This window comes from Prescottella sp. GW823-FHT02E09, from assembly GCF_058797375.1.
This window is the reverse complement of sequence record NZ_JBXAJP010000005.1, coordinates 1-17906: the sequence shown is the minus strand read 5'-3', so window position 1 is coordinate 17906 and position 17906 is coordinate 1. Positions and strand designations below refer to the sequence as shown.

Annotated in this window: 19 protein-coding genes; 15 read left to right on the top strand and 4 right to left on the bottom strand. The window is 68.0% G+C overall.

What is annotated here, in order from left to right; all coding sequences use genetic code 11:
* Window positions 1–11 precede the first annotated feature (11 nt).
* The 6 genes from AC1RIF_RS13610 to ileS all read left to right on the top strand — a co-directional run bounded on the left by AC1RIF_RS13610 (window position 12) and on the right by ileS (window position 6535).
* Window positions 12–740 carry a YggS family pyridoxal phosphate-dependent enzyme gene (locus AC1RIF_RS13610; protein ID WP_492601911.1) on the top strand — a complete coding sequence of 243 codons (729 nt, stop codon included), beginning with the start codon at window positions 12–14 and terminating at the stop codon, window positions 738–740.
* 91 nt (window positions 741–831) lie between these two features.
* A complete protein-coding gene (locus AC1RIF_RS13605) occupies window positions 832–1419 on the top strand; it encodes a cell division protein SepF (protein ID WP_492601910.1) in 588 nt (195 codons plus the stop codon).
* Between the two features lie 123 nt (window positions 1420–1542).
* Window positions 1543–1845, top strand: coding sequence for a YggT family protein (locus AC1RIF_RS13600; protein WP_174911002.1), 303 nt, complete (start codon window positions 1543–1545; stop codon window positions 1843–1845).
* Window positions 1846–1959: 114 nt separating this feature from the next.
* The gene (wag31, locus tag AC1RIF_RS13595; protein WP_492601909.1) at window positions 1960–2808 is read left to right on the top strand and encodes a DivIVA-like cell division protein Wag31; all 849 of its coding nucleotides are present in this window, start codon (window positions 1960–1962) and stop codon (window positions 2806–2808) included.
* Window positions 2809–2849: 41 nt separating this feature from the next.
* Window positions 2850–3092 (top strand): hypothetical protein, encoded by a 243-nt coding sequence (locus tag AC1RIF_RS13590; RefSeq protein WP_492601908.1) that lies wholly within the window; start codon window positions 2850–2852, stop codon window positions 3090–3092.
* A 254-nt stretch (window positions 3093–3346) separates the two neighbouring features.
* Entirely contained in the window at window positions 3347–6535 is a 3189-nt protein-coding gene (ileS, locus tag AC1RIF_RS13585; RefSeq protein ID WP_492601907.1) for an isoleucine--tRNA ligase, read from the top strand.
* A 47-nt stretch (window positions 6536–6582) separates the two neighbouring features.
* On the opposite strand, the gene AC1RIF_RS13580 is transcribed toward ileS, so the two are convergent.
* Window positions 6583–7200 (bottom strand): TetR/AcrR family transcriptional regulator, encoded by a 618-nt coding sequence (locus AC1RIF_RS13580; RefSeq protein ID WP_492601906.1) that lies wholly within the window; start codon window positions 7198–7200, stop codon window positions 6583–6585.
* A 156-nt stretch (window positions 7201–7356) separates the two neighbouring features.
* On the opposite strand from AC1RIF_RS13580, the gene AC1RIF_RS13575 reads away from it, so the two are divergent.
* The 4 genes from AC1RIF_RS13575 to AC1RIF_RS13560 all read left to right on the top strand — a co-directional run bounded on the left by AC1RIF_RS13575 (window position 7357) and on the right by AC1RIF_RS13560 (window position 11446).
* Window positions 7357–8289: a metal-dependent hydrolase gene (locus AC1RIF_RS13575; protein WP_492601905.1), complete on the top strand. Its 933-nt coding sequence runs from the start codon at window positions 7357–7359 to the stop codon at window positions 8287–8289.
* Window positions 8289–9449 (top strand): hypothetical protein, encoded by a 1161-nt coding sequence (locus AC1RIF_RS13570; protein WP_492601904.1) that lies wholly within the window; start codon window positions 8289–8291, stop codon window positions 9447–9449. The genes AC1RIF_RS13575 and AC1RIF_RS13570 overlap by 1 nt, the downstream gene beginning before the upstream one ends.
* A 48-nt stretch (window positions 9450–9497) precedes the next feature.
* Window positions 9498–10844: a DNA polymerase IV gene (locus tag AC1RIF_RS13565; RefSeq protein WP_492601903.1), complete on the top strand. Its 1347-nt coding sequence runs from the start codon at window positions 9498–9500 to the stop codon at window positions 10842–10844.
* Between the two features lie 113 nt (window positions 10845–10957).
* A complete protein-coding gene (locus tag AC1RIF_RS13560) occupies window positions 10958–11446 on the top strand; it encodes a WKL family lipoprotein (RefSeq protein ID WP_492601902.1) in 489 nt (162 codons plus the stop codon).
* Between the two features lie 71 nt (window positions 11447–11517).
* Here the strand turns inward: AC1RIF_RS13560 and AC1RIF_RS13555 are convergent, their stop codons facing one another.
* Complete coding sequence (locus AC1RIF_RS13555; RefSeq protein ID WP_492601901.1) at window positions 11518–12276, bottom strand: hypothetical protein; 759 nt, start codon at window positions 12274–12276, stop codon at window positions 11518–11520.
* Window positions 12273–13226 (bottom strand): hypothetical protein, encoded by a 954-nt coding sequence (locus AC1RIF_RS13550; protein WP_492601900.1) that lies wholly within the window; start codon window positions 13224–13226, stop codon window positions 12273–12275. Before AC1RIF_RS13550 ends, AC1RIF_RS13555 begins: the two co-directional genes overlap by 4 nt.
* Before the next feature lie 65 nt (window positions 13227–13291).
* Here AC1RIF_RS13550 and lspA point away from each other — a divergent pair, with 65 nt between their 5' ends.
* The 3 genes from lspA to AC1RIF_RS13535 are packed head-to-tail and all read left to right on the top strand — an operon-like array spanning window position 13292 to window position 15535.
* Window positions 13292–13930 carry a signal peptidase II gene (gene lspA / locus AC1RIF_RS13545; protein WP_492601899.1) on the top strand — a complete coding sequence of 213 codons (639 nt, stop codon included), beginning with the start codon at window positions 13292–13294 and terminating at the stop codon, window positions 13928–13930.
* Window positions 13927–14853, top strand: a complete 927-nt coding sequence (locus AC1RIF_RS13540) for an RluA family pseudouridine synthase (protein ID WP_492601898.1) — start codon at window positions 13927–13929, stop codon at window positions 14851–14853. Before lspA ends, AC1RIF_RS13540 begins: the two co-directional genes overlap by 4 nt.
* 1 nt (window position 14854) lies before the next feature.
* Window positions 14855–15535 (top strand): hypothetical protein, encoded by a 681-nt coding sequence (locus tag AC1RIF_RS13535; protein ID WP_492601897.1) that lies wholly within the window; start codon window positions 14855–14857, stop codon window positions 15533–15535.
* Window positions 15536–15614: 79 nt separating this feature from the next.
* Here AC1RIF_RS13535 and AC1RIF_RS13530 read toward each other — a convergent pair whose 3' ends face one another.
* Complete coding sequence (locus tag AC1RIF_RS13530) at window positions 15615–16691, bottom strand: alpha/beta hydrolase (RefSeq protein ID WP_492601896.1); 1077 nt, start codon at window positions 16689–16691, stop codon at window positions 15615–15617.
* A gap of 84 nt (window positions 16692–16775) precedes the next feature.
* Here AC1RIF_RS13530 and rarD point away from each other — a divergent pair, with 84 nt between their 5' ends.
* Window positions 16776–17705 carry an EamA family transporter RarD gene (gene rarD / locus AC1RIF_RS13525; protein ID WP_492601895.1) on the top strand — a complete coding sequence of 310 codons (930 nt, stop codon included), beginning with the start codon at window positions 16776–16778 and terminating at the stop codon, window positions 17703–17705.
* Between the two features lie 106 nt (window positions 17706–17811).
* Window positions 17812–17906: PHP domain-containing protein (locus tag AC1RIF_RS13520; RefSeq protein ID WP_492602346.1), on the top strand; the 95-nt coding region annotated here is incomplete at its 3' end.

Genomic DNA, 17906 nt, shown 5'->3' with positions numbered 1-17906 from the left:
GTTGAGGGCCGATGAGTAGGCACGACGAAATCGCATCGGCGCTGGCGGCGGTCCGGGCCAGACTCGACGCGGCCTGCCGGGAAGCCGGGCGTGCAGGCTCCGACGTGGCGCTGCTCCCGGTGACGAAGTTCTACCCGGTGACGGATGTCCGCATTCTCTACGACCTGGGTTGCCGGGCGTTCGGGGAGTCGCGGGAGCCCGAGGCCGGCAGCAAGGTGACCGACTTCAGGTCCGCCCCGGGTGCCGACGAGCCGGTGCGCTGGCACCTGATCGGCCGGCTGCAGCGAAACAAGGTGAAGTCGGTCGTCCGGTGGGCCGACACGGTCCACTCGCTCGACAGCGTCCGTCTCGCAGACGCTCTCGACCGCGCGGTGGCCGGTGCGCTCGACGACGGCGCCCGATCCGATCCGCTCGAGGTCCTCCTCCAGGTGAGCCTGGATGCCGATCCGGACCGCGGCGGGGTGTCGGTCGGGGATCTGGGCGAGCTGGCCGATCGCGTCGCGGCGTCGTCGGATCTGGTGCTCGGCGGAATCATGGGGGTGCCGCCGCTGGGCGCGGATCCCGACAAGGCCTTCGCGCAACTCGCGTCCATCCACGAGAACCTCCTGCGCACGTACCCGGAGGCGACGACGTTGTCGGCCGGGATGACGGGCGATCTCGAGGCCGCGGTCCGGCACGGGTCGACGTGCGTGCGTGTCGGAACCGCCCTCCTCGGCCGCCGACCGATAGTCTCGAAATGATCACCAGTCACACCAGTCACACAAAAATGATCTCTGCGGTCGACCGCAGGATTCGTCCATACCAGTCCGCCGCGCCCAGGAAGGTCGATCAATGAGCAGCCTGCACAAGTTCAAGGCTTACTTCGGCATGGTTCCCCTCGAGGATTTCGAGGACGACTACATCGACGAGCCCGGGCAGGGCCGCCGCGAGTACGCCGAGCCCGGTTATGCGGCGTCACGCCGTGACGAGGTCGAGAGTGATTTCGATCGCTACGAGTCGGCTCCGCGCTCGTCGGCGCGGGTCGAGCCCATCGCGCCGCGGGGTGCCGCGCCGCGTGGTACCACCCGTGGTGCGCTCGCCGTCGACCCGCGGATGGAGCGCCACGAGCCCCGCCGCTCGGTGGTCGACGAGGGCGGGCCGTTGTCCAAGATCACGACGCTGCGCCCGCGCGACTACGGCGAGGCCCGCACCATCGGTGAGCGTTTCCGTGACGGCACGCCGGTGATCATGGATCTCGTCGAGATGAGCAACGCCGATGCCAAACGACTCGTCGACTTCGCTGCCGGGCTCGCCTTCGCGCTGCGGGGGTCGTTCGACAAGGTCGCGACCAAGGTGTTCCTGCTCTCGCCCGCCGACATCGATGTTTCCGCGGAGGAGCGTCGCCGCATCGCGGAGACCGGGTTCTACAACCAGAAGTAGTCCGCGGTCCGAGCGGGCGATCCCGTCCATGGGGCCGAGTCGTCGATCGCATGCGAGTGTGATGCGTGACTCGGGGAGCGAGATCGTTTTGATCGGCCGGTCGTTGTCAGGCAGAGTGAAGGTGTGGCCGTGTTCTCGGTGATCTACGTGATCCTGTTCATCTTCTGGTTGTTGCTCATCGGACGGATCATCGTCGAGTTCATCCGGGTGTTCGCCCGTGACTGGCGACCGACGGGTTTCGTCGTGATCGTGCTCGAAGCGATCTTCACGGTCACAGACCCACCGGTGAAGCTTCTTCGCCGGCTCATTCCACCGATTTCGCTCGGCGGAGTCCGACTCGACCTGTCGATCATGGTGCTGCTGTTCCTGCTCTTCATCCTCATGCAGGTGGTCTCGGGACTAGCGTCACCTTCGGGTTTGGTGTGACAGAATGGCCCGCAGTTACAGTGTGACGGGTAACGAAATGGTTAACGAGTACGCGCAATGCCCTAGAACTCAATGCGTGCTAGACCGACAATTGACGCGTGAAGGGATCCTTCCATGCCGCTGACTCCAGCTGATGTGCACAACGTCGCGTTCAGCAAGCCTCCGATCGGGAAGCGTGGCTACAACGAGGACGAGGTCGATGCCTTCCTCGACCTGGTCGAGCAGGAGCTGTCCCGGCTCATCGAGGAGAATGCTGATCTCCGTCAGCGCGTAGGCGAGCTCGATCAGGAGTTGGCCGAGGCGAAGAAGGCCCCGCGCTCGGCCGCCGCGCCGGCCCCGGCTCCGGCGCCCGCACCGGAACCGGTTCGGGTGGTCGAGCAGCCCAAGCCTGCTCCGGCCCCCGCGGCAGCGCCGCGTCCGTCGGAGGACGCCAACATGCAGGCCGCGAAGGTCCTCGGCCTCGCGCAGGAGATGGCCGACCGCTTGACGGGCGATGCCAAGGTCGAGGCGGAGCAGCTGCTCAGCGATGCCCGCACCAACTCGGAGCGCCTGGTCACCGATGCGCGCACCAAGTCGGAGACCATGGTCTCGGACGCGAAGCAGAAGTCGGAGACCATGGTCTCGGACGCGAAGCAGAAGTCGGAGTCGCTCCTCTCGGACGCGCAGACTCGCTCGGAGACGCAGCTGCGTCAGGCCAAGGAGAAGGCCGACGCCCTGCAGGCGGATGCCGAGAAGAAGCACACCGAGATCATGGCGACGATCAACCAGCAGCGTTCGGTCCTCGAGGGCCGGATCGAGCAGCTGAAGACGTTCGAGCGCGAGTACCGGGTGCGGCTCAAGTCGTACCTGGAGTCGCAGCTCGAGGAGCTGGAGCAGCGCGGCTCGGCCGTGCCGGTCGACGGTGGCCAGGACGCATTCAACCAGTCCGGCTTCGGCCAGTCGTTCGCCAAGGGAAGCAACTGACTGAGCCGACGCCCGGCCGGCTCTCGAGTAGAGGGTGAATCGTGCTGGTCATGACGCTGGTCCTCGCAGCAGTGGGCTTCGCCCTGCTGGTGATCGCCCTGATGACGGGTTCCGTCCTCTGGGCCTGGGGATGCATCGCAGTCTGTGTCGCGGGTGCCGTCCTCCTGCTCGTCAGTGCGCTGGCGAACAGGAAGGCGGCACCGGCCGTCGGTCCGTCCGACAGGCAGGCCGACGACATCGAGTCCGACCACGGTGATTCCGGCGGGAATTCGGCTCAGGGTTAGACTGAACGCACACATGGCGCAGATCCGGCGATCACCGGGGAGTCTTCGGAAGAACGGTCGGGATTCAGGTTTCGCGTTGGTCGCGTACAACGGTTCCGGCTCAGTAGAACCGAACGGGTGGGCCCGTCACAGCCTTGATCGAGTGGCTCGTCACGCATAGGTGGCGGCGAGCAAGCGGGGTGGTACCGCGGTAGCGGCGCACAGGGCGTCGGTGTCGTCCCCGTGCCGGTAAGTCGGGCACGAGGAGCCACGCGGTGACAAGTAACGAATCCACCTCTCCCCAGACGAACGACGGGTATCCCCGCGTCGATGTCGTCGGCGGCCGCGCCACCGGGGCCGTCTCCTTCCCGGAGCTCGAGCAGAAGGTGCTCGCCGCGTGGGACGCGGACGACACGTTCCGGGCGAGCATCGAGAACCGTGAGGGTGCCGAGGACTTCGTGTTCTACGACGGCCCGCCCTTCGCGAACGGCCTGCCGCACTACGGCCACCTCCTCACCGGCTACGTCAAGGATCTGGTCCCGCGTTTCCAGACGATGCGCGGCAAGAAGGTCGACCGCCGCTTCGGCTGGGACTGCCACGGTCTGCCCGCGGAACTCGAGGCCGAGAAGCAGCTGGGGATCAAGGACAAGTCGCAGATCGATGCGATGGGTCTCGCGGAGTTCAATGCCTACTGCAAGCAGTCCGTGCTGCGCTACACCGACGAGTGGCGTGACTACGTCACCCGGCAGGCGCGCTGGGTCGACTTCGACAACGACTACAAGACCCTGGATCTGGACTTCATGGAGTCCGTCATGTGGGCGTTCAAGGAGCTCTACGACAAGGGTCTGATCTACCAGGGCTTCCGCGTGCTGCCGTACAGCTGGTACGAGCAGACGCCGCTGTCGAACCAGGAGACCCGACTCGACGACGCGTACAAGATGCGTCAGGATCCGGCGGTCACCGTCGACATGCTCCTCACAGCTCCCGGGAGTGATCTCGACGGCGCGAACGCACTGATCTGGACCACGACACCGTGGACGCTGCCGTCCAACCTGGCGATCGCGGTGCACCCCGATGTCGATTACGTTCAGGTGCTCGGCGCCGACGGCAAGCGCTACGTGCTCGCCGCTGCCCGCGTCGGGCATTACGCGCGTGAACTCGGTGAGTCGCCCGAGGTTCTCGGTGAGTACAAGGGTGCCGACCTGGTCGGCCTGAAGTATCTGCCTCCGTTCGACTTCTTCCACGGTCCGGGCAAGGGTCACGAGGAAGCACACCGCGTGCTCGCGGCCGACTACGTCACCACCGATTCCGGTACCGGCGTCGTCCACCTCGCACCGGCCTTCGGTGAGGAGGACATGGACTGCGCGACGGCGAACGGCATCGAGATCGTGCAGCCGCTGGATCCTGGCGGCAAGTTCACGTCGATGGTGCCGCCGTACGAGGGTCTGCAAGTCTTCGATGCGAACCCGGTCATCATCAAGGACCTCAAGGCTGCCGGAAAGCTGTTGCGGCACGAGACGATCGAGCACTCGTACCCGCACAGCTGGCGCTCGGGCCAGCCGCTGATCTACATGGCGGTGCCGTCGTGGTTCGTCGCCGTCACCAAGTTCCGCGACCGTATGGTCGAGCTCAACCAGGAGATCACCTGGGTGCCGGAGCACATCAAGGACGGCCAGTTCGGTAAGTGGCTCGAGGGTGCGCGCGACTGGAACATCAGCCGAAACCGCTACTGGGGCAGCCCGATCCCGGTGTGGGTATCGGATGATCCGTCGTACCCGCGGATGGACGTGTACGGCTCTCTCGACGAGCTCGAGCGTGACTTCGGGGTGCGTCCGACCGACCTGCACCGTCCGATGATCGACGATTTGGTTCGTCCGAATCCGGACGACCCGACCGGCAAGTCGATGATGCGCCGTGTCCCCGAGGTGCTGGACTGCTGGTTCGAGTCAGGCTCGATGCCGTATGCGCAGGTGCACTACCCGTTCGAGAACCGCGACTGGTTCGACTCGCACTACCCGGGCGACTTCATCGTCGAGTACAACGGTCAGACCCGTGGCTGGTTCTACACGCTGCACGTGCTGGCGACTGCGCTGTTCGACCGTCCGGCGTTCAAGTGCGTTGCGGCACACGGCATCGTGCTGGGCGACGACGGCCTGAAGATGAGCAAGTCCAAGGGCAACTACCCGGACGTCAAGGAGGTGTTCGACCGCGACGGCTCGGACGCCATGCGGTGGTTCCTCATGTCCTCGCCGATCCTGCGCGGCGGCAACCTGATCGTCACCGAGCAGGGCATCCGCGAGGGTGTCCGGCAGGCGTTGCTGCCGCTGTGGAACGCGTGGAGCTTCCTGCAGCTGTACGCGTCGAAGCCCGGCCAGTGGCGGACCGACTCGCCGAACGTGCTCGACCGGTACATCCTCGCCAAGCTCGCGGCGACGCGGGACGCGATCACGGACGCGCTCGAGGTCACCGACATCGCCGGCGCGTGCGACGAGTTGCGCACGTTCTGTGATGCGCTCACCAACTGGTACGTGCGTCGTTCGCGCAGCCGGTTCTGGGACGAGGACCGGGACGCGATCGACACCCTGCACACCGTGCTCGAGGTCGTCAGTCGTCTGGCGGCGCCGTTGTTGCCGATGGCGACCGAGGTGATCTGGCGGGGCCTGACCGGCGGCCGTTCGGTGCACCTGACGGACTGGCCGACGGCATCCGAGCTGCCGGCCGACGCCGACCTGGTCGCGGCGATGGACGACGTCCGTGGTGTCTGTTCGACGGTGCTGGGACTGCGCAAGGCGCAGAATCTCCGGGTGCGGCTGCCGCTGCCCGAGGTCACCGTCGCCGCCCCCGACGCCGAGCGGCTGCGCCCGTACCTGGGCCTGATCGCCGACGAGGTGAACGTCAAGAAGGTCGACATCACCGAGGACGTCGACGTGCACGGGCGCTTCGAGCTGGTCGTCAACGCGCGTGCGGCGGGTCCGCGTCTGGGCAAGGACGTGCAGACGGTCATCAAGGCGGTCAAGGCGGGCGACTGGTCCGAGAAGGACGGCGTGGTCACCGTGTGGCCGGGTCGCTCCGCAGGCTCCGCTCCTGCCGCGGGTATCGACCTGCTGCCGACGGAGTACACGCAGCGGCTCGTGGCCGCCGAGCCCGAGTCCACGGCGGCCCTCCCGGACGGTGCGGGACTCGTCGTCCTCGACTCGCAGGTCACCGAGGAACTCGAGGCGGAGGGCTGGGCCAAGGACCGCATCCGTGAGCTGCAGGACGCGCGCCGAGCCGCGGGCCTCGATGTCTCCGACCGTATCTCGGTGACGTTGCAGGTTCCGGCCGAGCGTCTCGCCTGGGCGCAGCGGCACCGCGAGCTGATCGCGGGTGAGATCCTCGCGACGACACTCGAACTCGGTGCCGTCGCCGGCGACGCGGCCGTCGATCTCGGTGAGGGTGTGCGCGCTACGGTCACCAAGGCGTGATCGGGTAGCCGCACTCGCGGACGAAGCCCTGAGGGACCGTGGGTCTCTCAGGGCTTCGTCGTGTGCGGGGTCGCCTGGGCGCTGATCGAAGCGCCCATCCAGCGGCGCAGATACCGTCGCAGGTCGTCCTCGCTGCGCGGCGGGCTTCCGGGGGAGACGAAGAACGACTGCATCGTCCGCAGCAGGTACTCGACGAGCTCGCGCAGGGAGGTCTCGTCGTATCCGTGCCGTTCCCAGTCGACGTCGAATCGTCTGATCATCGTCATGCCGAAGGCGAGTGCCTCGTCGGACGTGATTCCCTCGGCGTGGGAGTACGTGCCGGACAGCATGATGCCCAGGTGCGGGGTGCGGGGGAGTTCGTCGAGCGTGTAGACCACGGCCTCGGTCAGTGCGTCGGCCGGGTCCGCTCGGCCCCGGACGTGTGCGGTCAGACGGTCGAGGAATCCGTCGACCGAGGCGATGGCCGCGGCGCGGAGGAGGGCGTCGGAGCTGGGGAAGTAGCGGTACACCGTCTGCCGGATCACTCCGAGGGATTCGGCGACATCGGCGATGCTGACCGCCGATCCAGTGCGGGAGATCGTCTCGACCGCGGCGGCAACGATGCGCCGCACGGCCTCTTCGTCGTCGGCCGGCGGTTTGCCGCCCCATCCGCGTCTGCGTGCCACGGGCGGACGGTACCAGCAGCGCGGCGCTTTCCGTGCAGGTGGCGGCGATTTCGCGAAAGTAATCATACAACTGTGACGTCGATCGTATGATTGCCGCGATCGTGGCCCCGGCCTGCGTTGACGGGGCCCGCACCGACGACGAACGAGGTAGTGCGCATGACGGATCTCAAGCCCCGAAAGATGGATTTCGGGTTCGACGACGGGGACGTCCCGTTCCTGTGGAATCCCGACAACCCGGCATGGTCGAGCATGTCGAATGCAGTGTCGTTCCTGGCCATCGGCTTCGAGAAGATGATCGTGAAGCTGATCCTGCAGGCCAAGCCCCTCATCACCGACCCCGAGGTGGCGGAGGAGGCGGTGGCGTTCATGCGGCAGGAGGGTCACCACTCGACCGCGCACCGCCAGCACGTGAACGGTCTGATCCGGAGCTACCCGGGACTGCAGAACACGCTCGACGCGGTGATCGGCGAGTTCGACCTGCTCACCGAGCGCACCTCGATCGACTACCGGCTCGCGTACACCGCCGACCTCGAGGCGACCTTCACGCCGGTGTTCAAGCTGATGCTCGACAACGAGGCGACCCTGTTCGCGCCCGGCGACGACCGGGTCGCCTCCCTCTTCCTCTGGCACTTCGTCGAAGAGGTCGAGCACCGCAGCTCCGCGCTGATCATCTACAACTCGATCGTCGGCAACGAGCTGTACCGGATGCGCATGGCGCCGTCGGTGTTCGCGCACGTGATGAAGTCGATCCGGATCGCGTGCGCCGGCTTCAATCAGCACGTACCACTGTCCGAGCGAAAGGTCGACTCGCTGTCGATGTTCGCCCGGCACCGGGCCAAGCAGAAGGTGCTCACCACCTTCGCGCCGTATCTGACCAAGGGGCCGATGCCGCGCGCGTTCGACGGCCTCCCGATCGGCGAGCAGCTCACGGCGCTGCGCGGGGCCGTCCGCAGCCAGATGCCCGGTCACAACCCGACCCACGAGAAGCTGCCGGTGCTCGCCGACGAGTGGTTCACCCGCTACGACGACGGCCGCGACTGCACCCGTTGGTACACGGCCGCGTCCGTGTCGTCGGGGGTGGTGAACTGATGTCCGATCTGTGTACGCCCACCTTCGCGGATCTGGCGACCCGGCTCGGCTTCTCGTGCGAGGAGGCCGGCGGACTCTTCGAGCTGCGCAGCCCGACGGCGCTGGAGAACTGGACGCTGCCGGTCCTCGAGCTCACCATCGTGCTCGGCTCGGTGCTCGCGCTCGTGTACGCGATTCTGCGGTTGCGGCGGCACGGTGATCCCACCAACCTCGTGTTGTGGTTCGGCGCCACCGCGTTCCTGTTCGTGATCGAGCCGCCGATCTACTTCCCGGCCACGTTCGGCACCGAGGAATACTTGGGTACGATGTTCGCGCACAACCTGTTCACCGTCGAATTCCTTTGGGGCAGACTGCCCCTGTACATCATCGCGATCTATCCGCTGATGGCGACGCTGGCGTTCGAGATCGTCCGGATGCTCGGCGTGTTCCGACGCTACGGGGTTTTCCTCGGCGCGGTGTGCGTGGGCTTCGTCCACCATGCGTTCTACGAGATCTTCGACCAGCTCGGGCCGCAGCTGCGGTGGTGGGAGTGGACGCTCGACAACAAGGTCAACCTGCCGTTCTTCGACTCGGTGCCGCTGCCGAGCGTGGTGGTGTTCGCCGCGCTGTGGCCGATGTCGCTGGCGCTGTGCGTCCAGTTCTTCGTCGGCCGCCACGTCGATGCCGGGCGCCATTTCGCGGGCCTCGAGTTGGTCTGGCGCACAATCGTGGTCGGGCTCGCGGCGTCGGTCGGTGTGTTCGTCCTCCCGCTCCCGGCGACGGTCTTCGGCATGGGCAGCGACACGGTCCGTGGCATCCTCTACGCGGCGGAACTGGTCGCCGTCACGGTGGTCGCGATTCCGCTCCTGGCCAAGCAGTGGTCCCGGCTGCGTCGGGGGACGTCCGAGGTTCCCGCGTACTCGAACGACTTCGTCCGCATCTACAGCGTCGTGTATCTGGTCGTCATGGGAGTGCTGTGGGTGACGGCGCTGCCGGACTTCTTCGGTGCCGTCGACGGTGTCACGACGGACGGTGATCCCATCGGCAACCTCTGGTACACCATCGCCTGTTTCGCCGTCGCGATCTTGGGCGTGACCGCCACGTTCACGGTGCCGCGCGGCCCGGGGGGAGAGGGCGGCGTGCCGTCGGCAGGGCAGCGCCCGGCGGAGTCCACCGCATAGCCGGAGGTCTCGGAGGAGGCGGTCGTCCGTGCGGCGTACTTTTCATCCATGGACACCGCCGATCCCACACGCAGCCGCCGGTGGGTCCTGCATCTCGACATGGACGCGTTCTTCGCGTCCGTCGAGCAGCTGACCCGTCCGACGTTGCGGGGTCGTCCGGTGCTCGTCGGTGGTCTCGGAGGTCGGGGAGTGGTCGCGGGGGCCAGCTACGAGGCGAGGGTCTTCGGCGCGCGCTCGGCCATGCCGATGCACCAGGCGCGGCGGTTGGTGGGGGCGTCGGCCGTCGTGTTGCCGCCCCGCGGTGGTCTGTACGGGCACGTGAGCCGGGAGGTGTTCGAGGCACTGCGGGTCCGGATGCCTGTGCTGGAACAGCTTTCGCTCGACGAGGCGTTCGGGGAACCCGCCGAGCTCGCCGGTGCCGGCCGCGCTGAGGTGGAGCGCTACTGCGAAGAGTTGCGGGCGTTGGTCCTCTCCGAGACGGGGCTGGTGGCGTCGATCGGCGCCGGCTCGGGGAAGCAGGTCGCGAAGATCGCGTCCGGCCTCGCGAAGCCGGACGGGATCACGGTGGTGTCCCCGGACGTCCAGCAGGCGTTGCTGGAGGCGCTGCCGGTCCGGAAGCTGTGGGGCATCGGGCCGGTTGCGGAGGAGAAGCTCAAGCGGCTCGGCATCGAGACCGTCGGTGCCCTCGCGGCTCTGCCGGAGGCCGAGGTGGCATCCATTCTCGGGACGACGATCGGGCCGAGTCTGCAGCGGCTGGCCCGGGGCATCGACGACCGTCCCGTCGCGGAACGCGCCGACGCCAAACAAGTCAGTGCCGAAACCACTTTCGCTCAGGACATCGTCACTCTGGCTGAACTGCGACGCGCCGTCGACGCGAGCGCCGCGTCGGCGCATCGGCGGCTGGCGCGGGACGGCCGCGCGGCACGCACGGTCGTCCTGAAGCTCCGCAAGTCGGACATGAGCATCGTGACCCGATCGCTCACGCTGCCGTACGCGACCACCGATCTGCAGACGCTCACCGCGACCGCGCAGCGTCAGGTGATCGACCCGCTCGAACTGGGTCCGATTCGCCTGGTGGGGGTGGGATTCGGTGGGCTGTCCGCGGTGGTCCAGGGGTCGCTGTTCCCCGAGCTGGACCAGGGCGGCGGGTCGGCGGAAAGTGTTGGGGTCGAGGAGGAGTCGCCGGATCGTGCGGTGCCCGACTCGCGGCCACGCTGGCATCCCGGGCTGGACGTGTCGCATCCGGAGTACGGCCACGGCTGGGTACAGGGAGCAGGACACGGTGTGGTGACTGTTCGATTCGAAACGCGTAGCAGCGGACCTGGTCCGTCGCGTACCTTCGAAGACACCACGGGGGACTTGGTTGTGGCCGATCCGCTCGACAGCCTCGGGTGAGCTCCGCCTCATCCCGGTACGCTTGCTGTGAACCGGCGTCATAGCTGGGAGAGTGGAAGTGCATCCCGGCTGAGCCGTGAACGATGTTCGACCGAGAAGAAAAGGACGAAGACTTGAAGCTTCGGAAGATGACCATCGCGGGTGTGGCGATCGCGGCCGCCCTGACCATGACTGCGTGCTCGGACGACGGCGGCAGCAGCGAGCGCACCACCGCTCAGGCCACCACGACCACCGCCTCCGCCGAGCCCACGTTGGCTCCGCCCACGCCGGCCGAGCTCAATGCTGCTCTGGCGAAGGCGTTCGACGAGAGCGTCCCGCTGGACCAGAAGGTCCAGTTGGTTCAGGGCGCCGAGGCGGATCCGGAACTTATCAACCAGGTCGCGAAGGCCGCCAAGGACGCCAACGCGGGCATCGAGGTCATCGACGTCACGCCGACCGGTGACGAGACCGTCACTGCCGGTGTCACGTTGACGGTCAACGGCCAGGCCAACCCCGCCACCGTCGACTTCGTCGCCGAGGACGGTGTCTGGAAGATGTCGCAGCAGTACGCGTGCCAGCTGGTCACGATGGCCAACCTGACCTCGCCGGCCTGCCCCGCGTAGCAGTTCCGTCACTCACGCCGATGCCGGCGTCACCCTCCTCGGGTGGCGCCGGCATCGGCGTTCGTGCGTGCCTACTTCGGTTGCGACGCCACCCGAATGCGGTCGGCCGTCGTGCGTGCCGTCGCGGTGAGCAGGTCGCCGTCCGAGCCGTCCGGTCCGGTCGTGACCACCTGCACGACGGTGGAGCCGACCACCGCGACGACTGCGTCGGACACCAGTGTGAACCCCTCGCTGGTGGTGACGAGCCGGACCGCGGCCGACGCGTCGCCGGCGGTCGGCTGCTGCAGGGGCTCGAGCCGGTACTCGACGGGGGTGCCGTCGAAGTCCGTACCGGTGTACGCCGTGCAGTCGCGGAACGTGGACTGCACGGTCGCGAAGGCATCGGCGGCACCCGTGCCGGCGTAGGCCGCCGCGTCGACGTCGACGCTGGTGAATCCCGGGCCGGCGAAGTTCTCCTCGGCGGACGCGGTAGCGCCGGCGACCTGGCGGGACAGGGTGTCGAGCACGTTCGCGCACCCGGTGGGATCGGTCCGTGAGCGATCGGTCGTGTCGTCGGTGTCGGGCTCGAGACCGAGGTCCTCGACGGGATCGGGCAGTGGTGCGAATCCTGGCGGCAGATCCGCCGCCGTGAGCAGCGCCGCCCGCAGCACCGTGGAGTCCGTGATCGGCGCGGACGGGGGCGCCGCTGCCGGGGCGGTCACGACGGGGCCCAGATCGACCGGTGCGGGCGCGGGATCGTCCGGTGATCCGCACGCGGACAGCGCGGCCCCGACGGTCGCGACAGCCGCAATCGTCGCGGCCGTCCGGGACAGGTGGCGGCGTCGCGTCACGCGGACCACTCGACGCGCTCGCCGGTGCTCTGCCGCAGTCGCATCGAGTCGGCGGGGTCGCTGAAGGACTGGGTGCCCTCGATGTCGACCGAACCGTCGACGGGGAGCGGCATGCTCAGGTCGACGACCACCCGGCCAGAGCCCTGCAGGGAGTACGAATCCACGTCCAGCGTTCCCGCGCCGTTCGGGAGTTCGAACACGGGCGCCTGCGGAGTCTGCTCTACTCGGACCTCGATCGTGAGTCGATCGCCGTCCCGTGCGGTCAGGGTCGCGGTGGTCACCTGGTTCAGGGCCACGGCGCTCATCACCTGCTGGTGGATCTGCCACACCGCACCCACGCCGATCGGCTGCTCCGGAAACACGACTGTGCGGTAGACGGCCTGGTAGAACGCCTGCTCGATCATCGACCGGGCCTTGTTCTGGGCGTCGGGGTCGGGGCGTAGCCGCAGTGCGGTGATCGCGCCCGACGGGTTCATGGTGAACCCTGCGTGCGAATCGGTTGCGGGCGCGAGGAGTTCGTTCGTCGCGTCGTCCACGGTGGTGAGCGTGCCCAACGTCATATCGATGGTGGTGGCGGGCGTGCCGTCGGATGCGCTCTGCGTCACCAGGGCGGTGAGCGGCATCGTCAGCTCGGGGCTGGAGAAGTCCTGGACGGGCTGGTCGTCGATCTGCTGCTGGACGGTGCCGGTGGTGACCAGGCGGGCCTCCTGCCGGGTCCCCTGTGCGGGACGGATCTGCACCACGCTGCGTGGCTCGGCTCCCGCTTCGACGACCTCCGTGGTGGCGGCCGTCACCGGGACCGTCACCTCGTCGGAAGCGGCACCGACCGCATCGGGGCTGACGGGGGCGGCATCGCCACCGTTGCCACACCCGCTGACGAGGACGGTGAGGGAGAGAGTGGCCGCGATCAGCGCGGTCCCGGGACGAAGGAGTTTCGACGGCAAGGGCACGCCAACAGGTTAGTCGGCGCGGGTGGCATGACCGGTCTGTCTCCCGGGTAGGGGATGATGGCGGGGTGAGTGACGACCGCACCGACAGCGACGACCGCGCCGTGAAAGGTAAACCCATTCCCGAGCAGCCCGTACCGGACCCCGACAATCCCGTCGAGGCTGCACCGCGCGGCCCGCGTCTGATGCGCCTGCTCATCAGTGTCGCGGTCGGCATCTTCGCGTTCGATCTTGTGACGAAGGTCCTGGCCGTCGCCCTGATCGATCCCAAGGACCCGGTCCGGATCATCGGCGACACGGTGACCCTGACCCTGATCCGCAACCCGGGCGCCGCCTTCTCGATGGCGACCGGGATGACGTGGCTGCTCACGCTGGTCGCGGTGGGTGTCGTGATCGGTGTGATCAAGATCGGCCGCACCCTCAGCTCGCCGTGGTGGGCACTCGGCCTGGGCCTCGTGCTCGGCGGTGCGCTCGGCAACCTGATCGACCGGCTCTTCCGTTCACCGGGACCGCTGCAGGGCCACGTCGTCGACTTCGTCTCGGTCGGTTGGTGGCCGGTGTTCAACGTCGCCGACTCGTCCATCGTGTGCGGTGCGATCCTGCTGGTGGCGCTCACGCTGTTCGGGATCGAACCGAGCAGCACCAAGCCCGACCCGGCGAAACCCGAAACGGACGACGAGACCTCGCGAAAGGGGGATGCGGCATGAGGGAGACACGATCGATGCCGGTTCCCGACGGACTCGAGGGCATGCGGGTCGACGCCGGACTGGCGCGCCTGTTGGGTCTCTCCCGTACCGCGGTGGCCTTGCTCACCGAGGAGGGCGCGGTCCGGATCGACGGTGCCGCGGTCGGGAAGTCCGATCGGCTCTCGGCCGGCACGTGGCTCGAGGTGGAGTTGCCCGAGCCCCCGCGGCCGCTCACGATCGAGGCGGAGCCGGTCGAGGGGATGGAGATCCTCTACGCCGACGACGACATCGTCGCGGTCGACAAGCCGGTCGGGGTCGCGGCGCACGCGAGTGTCGGCTGGACCGGCCCGACGGTGATCGGAGGTCTCGCCGCGGCGGGCTTCCGGATCTCGACGTCCGGCGCGCACGAGCGACAGGGCATCGTGCACCGACTCGACGTCGGCACGTCCGGTGTGATGGTGGTCGCGACGTCGGAGCGCGCGTACACCGTGCTCAAGCGGGCGTTCAAGCAGCGCACCATCGACAAGCGCTACCACGCGCTCGTGCAGGGCCATCCGGATCCGTCGAGCGGCACCATCGACGCACCGATCGGCCGGCATCGCAGCAACGACTGGAAGTTCACGGTCACCGCGGACGGCAAGCCGAGCATCACGCACTACGACACCGTCGAGGCGTTCCAGGCGGCCAGCCTGCTCGACATCCACCTCGAGACGGGCCGGACCCATCAGATCCGCGTCCACTTCTCGGCGTTGCGGCACCCGTGCTGCGGCGATCTCACCTACGGCGCGGATCCGCGTCTGGCCGAGCGTCTGGGTCTGGAACGTCAGTGGCTGCACGCGCGGTCCCTCGGGTTCGCCCATCCGTCGGACGGTCACTGGGTGGAGATCACCAGCGAGTACCCGAAGGATCTGCAGCACGCGCTCGGAGTTCTGCGGGGCACGTGAGATGAGTTCGCGGAGGTGGCCGACCGTCGTCGCGGCGGTCGCGCTCACCGGGACCGTGGTCGCACTCGGGTTGGCGAACCCGGTGCCGCCGGCCCGGGTGTCGACCGACAGGCTGGGCCCGGACTCGGGTGAGCAGGTCGCCGAGTATCTCGACCGCGCGGCCGCGTCTCTGGCCACGGATGTGGCGCTCGATGCCGATGCCGATGCCGATGCCGAGCACTGGGCGCTGGTGTCGTTGGACGCGCCGGTGACGGCGTCGGCCCTGCTCGACACCGTGGGCGACCTCCGGGTGTCGCAGGTGTTGTTCCGGGTGCCCGTCGAGAGGGTGCAGACACCGATCGTCACGATCCCGGTCGCGGCGAACCGGGAAGCCGTCGAACGTGCGTCGACCGTGGCGTCGGCGCGCCTGTCGATGTCCGCGGCCGGCGCGGACCGGCAGTCGCAGGTCATGGCGTACTCGGCGGCGCGCTTGTCCACCGGGTGCACGTGTGTGGTGGGTGCAGTCGTCCGCGGTTCGCTCGCGGAACTGCGGGCACTGGCTGCGACACCGCCCGCGCGCGCGGTCGAGGCGCTGCCTGCAGATGCCGTCGCCGGGGCGTTCGCGGTGAGCCCACTCCTGCCGTCCCAGACCACGGTCGTGGTGCCGGGGCCGGACGACGGGCCGGTGCCGGCGCTGTCGTGACCGGTACGCGGCGTGGCGGCAGCGACACCGTCCGGAGTGGGCACAACGAAGCGGTCACGCAACGCGTCCCGCTCGCGCCCTAGTTCGTGGGGGCGTCCGCCGTGTGCTTGCGGATGAACTCGATGGTCTGCGCGAGCGCGTTGAGGCCGTCGGCGTTGTCGAGGTCGAACTGGTACTCGTGCGCCAGCGCCGGCTCGTGGTCGTCCGGGTAGAACAGTGTGGTCACGTCCACTCCGAGGCCGGTCAGCTTCGCGGCGAGCGCCTTGGACTGCTTCTCGGTCAGCTCGTCGGCGTTGCCGCCGGAGATGTACGACGGCGGGAACAGGTCGGTGACGTGGTGGAGCGTGGACATCTGTGCCACCGCCTCCGAGTTCGCGAAATCCTTGGAGCCGGTGTAAGCCCAGATGGACTCGGTGGTGCCCCATCCGATGATGCCGGGCCCGCCGACCATGTTCGGCACGTCGTAGATGCCGCAGTTGAGTACGACACCGCGTAGCTGCTCGGGCTGCAGTGCCGACTCGATCCCGAGGGACCGCGCATACTCCGGATTGGTCGCGATCGTCGCGAGCTGGCTCGACAGCTGTGCGCCGGCCGAGTCGCCGGCGAGCACGATCCGACTCGAATCGACATGCAGGCGTTCGGCGTTCGCGAGGACATACGCGTGGGCGTCGCGCAGTTGCTCGACGGCGGTCGGGTACTTGTGTTCGGGTCCGAGCGAGTAGTCGAGCGAGACGACGGTGAATCCGGCGTCGGCGATCAGTTGGAAGTACGGCGCATAGTTGGTGCGGTGACCCGAGATCCAGGCGCCGCCGTGCGTCCAGATCACGGTCGGCAGCACCCGCGTTGTGCCCGCCAGTTCCTCGGGGAAGTAGACGTCGAGGTAGGCGTCGTCGTCGCCGGCCCGGTACTGCAGATTCGGGATCGACGTGACGCCGGTGGGGGCGTGCTTCTCCAGAGCTTCCGTCGTCTTCTGCGCGCCCTTGTCGAAGACGAAACGCACGATCATCGAACCGGGCCACGGGGTGGTCACGAAGGCGACGCCGAAGATCAGGACGACGGCGAGCAGCAGGCCGGCGACCCACGCGGAGCGTCGACGCCACGGATGACCCGACGGCCGCGCGGAATTCGTGTTCTCGGGCTCTGCGGTCGTCGTCACCGGGGCGTTTCTCCTGCGTCTCGGGTGCCGGTCGGAACCGGTGCGTGACGAGTCACACTAGCCGGGAGTCTATCGTCGGACGGCGTGACACAGCGGGCCCCGAGCGACGATTCCACCGGACTACTGTCGGGCGTCGGCGCCTATCTGATCTGGGGCATGTTCCCGATCTTCTTCGGGCTTCTCGCGCCCGCCGGTTCGCTCGAGGTGCTGGCCCACCGCATGGTGTGGACGGTGCTGCTGATGCTCGGTGTGCTTCTCGTGCTGGGCAAGCTGGGTTCGCTGCGGGGGCTGGGTGTGCGGACGTGGGCGCTGGTGTCGGCGGCCACCGTCGCGATCGGGATCAACTGGGCCACCTACATCTATGCGGTGGTGTCGGGCCACGTCGTCGAGGCGGCGCTCGGGTACTTCGTCAATCCTCTGGTCAGTGTCCTGCTGGGTGTCCTGATCTTCCGGGAGAAGCTGTCCCGGGCGCAGATCGTGGCGTTGGTGCTGGCGGCGGCCGCGGTGGTGATCATCACCGTCGACTACGGTCGACCGCCGCTCGTCGCGCTCAGCCTGGCGCTGTCGTTCGCGTTGTACGGCGTGATCAAGAAGGTGGTCCCGCTCGATCCGCGCACGAGCCTGACTGCGGAGGGCGTGGTGGCGGCGCCGTTCGCGGTGGCCTATCTGACGGTGCTCGCGGTCACGGGGACCGGTTCGTTCTTCGGCAACGGTGTCGGCCACAGCCTGCTGCTGATGGCGGCCGGGCCGGTCACCGCGGTGCCACTTCTCCTGTTCGGGGTCGCGGCGCATCGCATTCCGCTGACGACGCTCGGCATCCTGCAGTACCTCACACCGGTCCTGCAGATGGCCTGGGGCGTGGCCGTCATGCACGAGGTGATGCCGCCGTCGCGGTGGATCGGTTTCGCGTTGATCTGGACCGCGCTGGTGGTGTTCACCACCGATGGGTTGGCCCGTGCGCGCCGGACCCGCAGATCGGACCGGTCGGCGCGGGAGCCCGCCGCGGTGCGGTGACGGACCTTCGGCGGCGACCGTCCGGGGCCGTCGGTGCCAGGGCATAGACTCAGGGGCTGCTGGACCCGCCGGTGCTCGCACACCGGCCGTAGACAGAGAGGCACGCGTGGCTGACTCGTTCGTTCACCTGCACAATCACACCGAGTACTCGATGCTCGACGGTGCGGCAAAGGTCGGCCCGCTGTTCCAGGAGGCGGAGCG